General features: G+C 38.5%; 8 protein-coding genes, 1 rRNA gene and 1 pseudogene. 8 read left to right on the top strand and 2 right to left on the bottom strand.

Features of this window, described 5'->3' with window-relative positions; all coding sequences use genetic code 11:
- Positions 1–99 (top strand): annotated as a pseudogene (locus FTU19_RS15750) (IS1 family transposase); the annotation flags it as partial.
- Here FTU19_RS15750 and FTU19_RS15745 read toward each other — a convergent pair.
- On the bottom strand, positions 64–201 hold the full coding sequence (locus tag FTU19_RS15745; protein WP_180131877.1) for a hypothetical protein: 138 nt from the start codon (positions 199–201) through the stop codon (positions 64–66). The pseudogene FTU19_RS15750 and the gene FTU19_RS15745 overlap by 36 nt on opposite strands.
- A gap of 108 nt (positions 202–309) precedes the next feature.
- On the opposite strand from FTU19_RS15745, the gene FTU19_RS15740 reads away from it, so the two are divergent.
- From FTU19_RS15740 to FTU19_RS15710, 7 genes are all read left to right on the top strand, one after another.
- Positions 310–978 (top strand): glutathione S-transferase N-terminal domain-containing protein, encoded by a 669-nt coding sequence (locus FTU19_RS15740; protein ID WP_180012198.1) that lies wholly within the window; start codon positions 310–312, stop codon positions 976–978.
- Entirely contained in the window at positions 971–1,399 is a 429-nt protein-coding gene (locus FTU19_RS15735) for a ClpXP protease specificity-enhancing factor (protein WP_034704105.1), read from the top strand. Before FTU19_RS15740 ends, FTU19_RS15735 begins: the two co-directional genes overlap by 8 nt.
- An 18-nt stretch (positions 1,400–1,417) precedes the next feature.
- Entirely contained in the window at positions 1,418–2,065 is a 648-nt protein-coding gene (locus FTU19_RS15730) for a hypothetical protein (RefSeq protein WP_180003890.1), read from the top strand.
- Positions 2,066–2,519: 454 nt separating this feature from the next.
- Positions 2,520–2,846 (top strand): roadblock/LC7 domain-containing protein, encoded by a 327-nt coding sequence (locus FTU19_RS15725; RefSeq protein ID WP_302700654.1) that lies wholly within the window; start codon positions 2,520–2,522, stop codon positions 2,844–2,846.
- Positions 2,847–2,933: 87 nt separating this feature from the next.
- The gene (locus FTU19_RS15720; protein WP_180012200.1) at positions 2,934–3,911 is read left to right on the top strand and encodes a hypothetical protein; all 978 of its coding nucleotides are present in this window, start codon (positions 2,934–2,936) and stop codon (positions 3,909–3,911) included.
- Between the two features lie 14 nt (positions 3,912–3,925).
- Positions 3,926–4,468 (top strand): ATP/GTP-binding protein, encoded by a 543-nt coding sequence (locus tag FTU19_RS15715; RefSeq protein ID WP_180012202.1) that lies wholly within the window; start codon positions 3,926–3,928, stop codon positions 4,466–4,468.
- Positions 4,469–4,478: 10 nt separating this feature from the next.
- A complete protein-coding gene (locus tag FTU19_RS15710; RefSeq protein ID WP_004785266.1) occupies positions 4,479–4,892 on the top strand; it encodes a roadblock/LC7 domain-containing protein in 414 nt (137 codons plus the stop codon).
- Between the two features lie 108 nt (positions 4,893–5,000).
- On the opposite strand, the gene rrf is transcribed toward FTU19_RS15710, so the two are convergent.
- Positions 5,001–5,102, bottom strand: a 5S ribosomal RNA gene (rrf, locus tag FTU19_RS15705); the annotation flags it as partial.

The following is a 5,102-nucleotide window of genomic DNA, read 5'->3' as shown; positions in this document are numbered from 1 at the left end:
CGCGGTTTTAGAAGGAGTTGTAATTTTTCAAAAAAGATTGAAAACCATTTTAAAGCTTTCGACTTAACCTTTTTTTACATCAATAATGGCTTCATTTAATGTCAGCATACTTTTTGAAACACCACCTAATTCGCAACACCGATGATAATAAACAGAATGATTAAGCCGAAATTCATGATCATGTTGTTCTGCTCCTTTCATTTTTTTCTCTACTCTACCCTGCCTTAGTCCAATTGGCTTTTTATGCTTCGTGCTTTTTAGGTTGATTTTTAGTATCCTAGTCTATTCATTAGAACTTAATCAGGATTTATGTCAGTCGAAAGCGCGCCACTTCAAGGACTCACCTTATATAGCCATGCCGATGACTTTCGTTCCCATTGGATTCGCTACGTACTTGCCGAAAAGCAGATTAAATATAACCTGATCCTGGTCGGTAGTGATGATGAAGATCTGGCCAGCCTCAATCCTTATAACCAGCTGCCCATGCTGATTGAAAATGATTTAAAATTATTCAATACCAGCATCATTTCCGAATATATAGACGATCGTTACCGCCAGAACAAGCTCTATGCAGATGCTCCCATGCCTCGTGCGGAACAGCGACAATATATCTGGCGTTTTGAAAATGACTGGCTCAAACTGGCCGATATTATGCTATGTCATCCGGATACTCTGGATACTGCAGCCAAAGTGAAGGCTCAAAAACAGTTGCATGATATCCTGATTTCATTAACGCCCCTGTTCCAGCATTTCCCTTATTTTATGTCGGAACATTTCAGCATCTTGGATTGCATGCTGGCTCCCATTTTCATTCGACTTAAAAGCATGGGAGTAGAATTACCTCGACAACAATGTCGTCCATTTTATTTATATTGCCAGCGAGTTTTTAGCCGTCCTGCATTTGCAAAATCCATGACCTTGCAGGAAAAAAACCGCTACCAAGAGCAAATCAAACCTGTAGAGAAACATCATGTCTGAACAAGAATTCAACTTAAGTCCTACCCGTCCCTATATGGCACGTGCAATCTATGAGTGGATTTGCGATAACAATATGACGCCTTATCTGCTGGTCGATGCTACACGTCCAAACACCATGGTACCCGAGCAGTTTATTAAAGATGGCCAGATTGTCCTGAATATTGTGCCGCATGCAGTTCATGCGCTGAATATGGATAATGAAGCCATCACCTTCTCAGCACGTTTTGGTGGTGTATCACGTGATATCTATGTACCGATGGCAGCAGTCCTCGGGATCTATGCACGTGAAAATGGTCAAGGATTATTCTTTGATCCAAATGAATATGAGCATACACAAAGTGATGAAGATGCTTTAAAATCAAGCACTGAAGAACAGCCTGAGCCCGCAAAGAAAAAACCAACCCTAAGGTTATTAGATTAAAAATAATGGAGTAAGTGAATGGCTTTTGATTTAGTACAATATTTTGTTGAACAGATAGAAACTCAAAAGCCTGAGCTTCTACAAGGCTATACAAAAGAAGAAAGACGTAAATATATTTCAGAAATCAATGCTCTCACTTTAGGCAAACTGATTAGCGAATGGCGTAACAATCCGCAAAAAATATATAATGAAATCAAGCATCCAGATAAACTTTATATTCTGGAAATCGCCCGTCACCTGACTACCCGAGTGGAAAACAAGTCAACTTTACCGAAACCCGAGCTGGAGCAGCTCACGTCTGAAATTTTCCATTTTCAGCTGACTGAATTGAAGCAGTTACATGATACTGGCAATCATAATCAGACCAGTATCCAAGAGCTGTTGAAAGGACAAATTGAACATTTGTCTGGGCAAGCAGATGATTGGGTTTGGACAACAAATAACCTAACAGAACTCAAAGGCTCTAAACCAATTCATGAAGAAGAGCTATCATTAGAAGCATCAATGAAGGAGTTTAGCCAAATGGTTCATCAAAATAGCCAGCATCATGATGTTGAAGAAGTTGCTGTTGTAGAAACACCAACCTGGGCAAAAATCGTTGAGCCAGTGGTTGCGCTTGCGATTCTTTGGGTATTGATTGAAGCAGTATTACGCGTATTTGCATAACTACTTCAACCTCAAAAATTTAGTTTTACTAAAAGCCAATGAGATATTGGCTTTTTTTATTCTTTAAATTTATCAGGGAATGAAGTGAATCTATTTTTTCAACTGAAATTTTTACCTAATTAGTTCCATAATCCATTCAAAATATTTTGTTACATCTTTTAGATTAAGATGAGATTATAGATCAAAAAATAATCACAGAATCATTTCACATATCATTAAATAAAAAGATAAATGCATCACATAATTAAAAAGTACAAGTTAAAAATTAAAATCCAAAGTAAGCCATTAAATTTTATATGGTTTTTACTTCAATTGTAATTTACTCCCCCATTTTTATAATGAATTTGAATGAAAAAGATAATATTTGAACTTCATCAAATACAACTAACGCATCAACTATTTTTATAACAGGGAAATAATTATGGCTAAGGTAACCTAAGATACACTTACAGACATTGATGGTTTCGTTGCTGCAGCATTAGCTGATGGTGAAAGCGGCTTGGCTTTAGCAACTCAAGGTGGTGGCAATATCGATCTTGAACTCGCAGCAGCCGGCAATACAGAAGTGATTCGCGCAAAACGCCGTGTAGCGAATTCATTAAATCTGAATGACTCGATTGAAGATATTCTGATTACGCTGGGCAAGCAATATCATCTCATTCGCCCACTCGAAAAGAATAACAATGTATTCCTGTATCTTGTACTGGATCGTTCTAAAGCAAACCTGGCTATGGCTCGTCATGAGCTTAAATCTTTTGAACAAGGTTTAGACTTTAGCTAATACACAGTTTTCCCCTTTATTTCATGCAATAAAGGGGATCCTTATGCGCTTCACCCAATAAAATATAAACTTTAATCGAGACTTAAAATGCATAGGCATTATATTCATATTGGAATAGCAGGTTTAAGTATTCACGATGCAGATGAACTAAAAAAAACTTTACAACACATCATTCCTGACCATTTTATCCTGCAATGGAACACTGCTTCCGATCCTCATCTCGATTGCCTGTTTGTATATGAATACTTTCTTGAAACAGAGGGTATTCAACGTGTTCTCAAAAACCAAAAATGCCCTTATTTATGCATTTCTAAAAATACTCAATACTCGAACCAGATTATAAATAATACGCTCGCTTTACCCCTGCAAAATACACAAAATCTCAAGCACTGGTTTGAGCAAAACGTCCTAAATTCAGAAATTACCTCAGAAATAGAAGAACCTATATTTTCAGCCCCCGTTCAGAGCCAGGAATCTTCTAACCATCCTTACACCATTAACTTTTTTAAAGAGATGCTGCATCCTGAAAAAGGTAAATTACATCTCTATGATCAGCATGGCACCATTGCCATTATTGACTCAGCAAAAAACCTGGCCTGGTTAAACAAAGACCGGGCTGAAACTGGCACAGACTTTTCTTTTCAATATGACTTCGCATCTACTAGCGACCTCTTAAAAGTGACACGTAGAGAAACGCAGATTCTCCAAGACTGGTTATGGAATTTTTTCTGGAACTCGCCTAGTTTTGCTCAGATCGCACCTGAAGATGATCACTATAAAATTCACTACTGGCCAAAGCTGGCTCATTCGCTGCATAAAAAACGTATTTTTCAGATATCTGCCTGCTTTATTCAAGGCGCTAAAATTTCAAAAATTGCTGAGCAACATGCGATTTCCTTACTTACGCTTCGACAATTTATCGCAGCCAGTATGGCTTCGGGAAATATTGAAAAAATTAATGCTTGGGAAAGTCGCTATCGCACCACTGAGCCAGTTGAAAGAATAGAACAGCAAAGTTTCATTAAAAGCTTTTTTGGAAAGCTTCGATTTAAATTTGGATTTTAATAAAGTAAATACTTATGATTTTACAACAATATAAAATCGTTTTTGCGGGTTCCATGGGTGCAGGTAAAACAGCCGCAATACGTTCCTTATCTGATATACCAGTGCTACTCACTGAGGCACTGAATACTGACGACCGCAGTCATTCAAAAATGGAAACCACGGTAGGAATTGATTATGGTGAAATTACATTAGAAGATGGAACCAAAATTGGCCTGTATGGGACGCCTGGACAAAGCCGCTTTGACTTTATCTGGCCTGTCATCTGTCAAGGCGCACTAGGTGCTATTATTCTCATTGATCATACAGTGAATGATCCGATCCAGGAACTGGAAAGCTATATCGAAGTATTCCAGGAATATACCAATAATATTGCCATTGGGATTACGCATAGTGATCTTGAAAGCCCTCATTTTATCCAGATTTATAAGGACTGGCTGATCCAGCAGGATCTCTATACCCCCCTCTTTTTTGTAGATGCTCGTCAAAAAGACGACATCTTGCTTCTCTTAGAAGCCCTCATTACTTCAATCGAAGTCAACCATAACCTCATGAGCTAAGGATTAAAGCATGCTTACTATACAAGAAAGACGTCAAGCCCCCGAAGCCCTCGTTCAGCATGCCAAACAGCAAATTCAGGAGATCATTAGCAATGTTCGTGGCGTATATTATGTAATGGTCTGCTCAACAGATGGGTTTGAATTGGCCACAATTCATAAGAAAGACAACTATAACAATAGCAAGCTTGCTGCTGTGAGTAGCTCGATTTTAGCGATGGTTTCTGCATTTACTAAAGAGATCCATCTTACTGGCTGTCAGAGCATTACTTTGGATGCAGAAAATGGTAAAGCCATTTTGACAGCGGTTGCAGCACCGAAACACCCTCTTATTCTAGTCACTTTAGCCGAAAAAGATATTTTATTGGGTCAGGCCCTGTATATGCTGAAGAATGCCACACAATCCATTATCGCTGCAGATCAATAAATAGATAGATTCAAAAAGGCTTAAATTTATTTAAGCCTTTTTCTATTTCATCTTTATTTCACGCATAAAAAAAGCCCCCTGCATGAGCAGAGGGCTTTTGGAATAATGAGCTGGCGATGACTTACTCTCACATGGGAGACCCCACACTACCATCAGCGCTAAGAGGTTTCACTTCTGAGTTCGGGAAGGGATCAGGTGGTTCACTCTTGC

Source organism: Acinetobacter sp. YH12072 (assembly GCF_013419565.1).
GTDB lineage: Bacteria > Pseudomonadota > Gammaproteobacteria > Pseudomonadales > Moraxellaceae > Acinetobacter.
This window is presented reverse-complemented; position numbering and strand designations above follow the sequence as displayed.

What these genes read in the sequence shown, in the direction of transcription:
- FTU19_RS15745 (WP_180131877.1), bottom strand. Translation starts at nt 201, where the DNA reads ATGAAAGGAGCAGAACAACATGATCATGAATTTCGGCTTAATCATTCT.
- FTU19_RS15740 (WP_180012198.1), top strand. Translation starts at nt 310, where the DNA reads ATGTCAGTCGAAAGCGCGCCACTTCAAGGACTCACCTTATATAGCCAT.
- FTU19_RS15735 (WP_034704105.1), top strand. Translation starts at nt 971, where the DNA reads ATGTCTGAACAAGAATTCAACTTAAGTCCTACCCGTCCCTATATGGCA.
- FTU19_RS15730 (WP_180003890.1), top strand. Translation starts at nt 1,418, where the DNA reads ATGGCTTTTGATTTAGTACAATATTTTGTTGAACAGATAGAAACTCAA.
- FTU19_RS15720 (WP_180012200.1), top strand. Translation starts at nt 2,934, where the DNA reads ATGCATAGGCATTATATTCATATTGGAATAGCAGGTTTAAGTATTCAC.
- FTU19_RS15715 (WP_180012202.1), top strand. Translation starts at nt 3,926, where the DNA reads ATGATTTTACAACAATATAAAATCGTTTTTGCGGGTTCCATGGGTGCA.
- FTU19_RS15710 (WP_004785266.1), top strand. Translation starts at nt 4,479, where the DNA reads ATGCTTACTATACAAGAAAGACGTCAAGCCCCCGAAGCCCTCGTTCAG.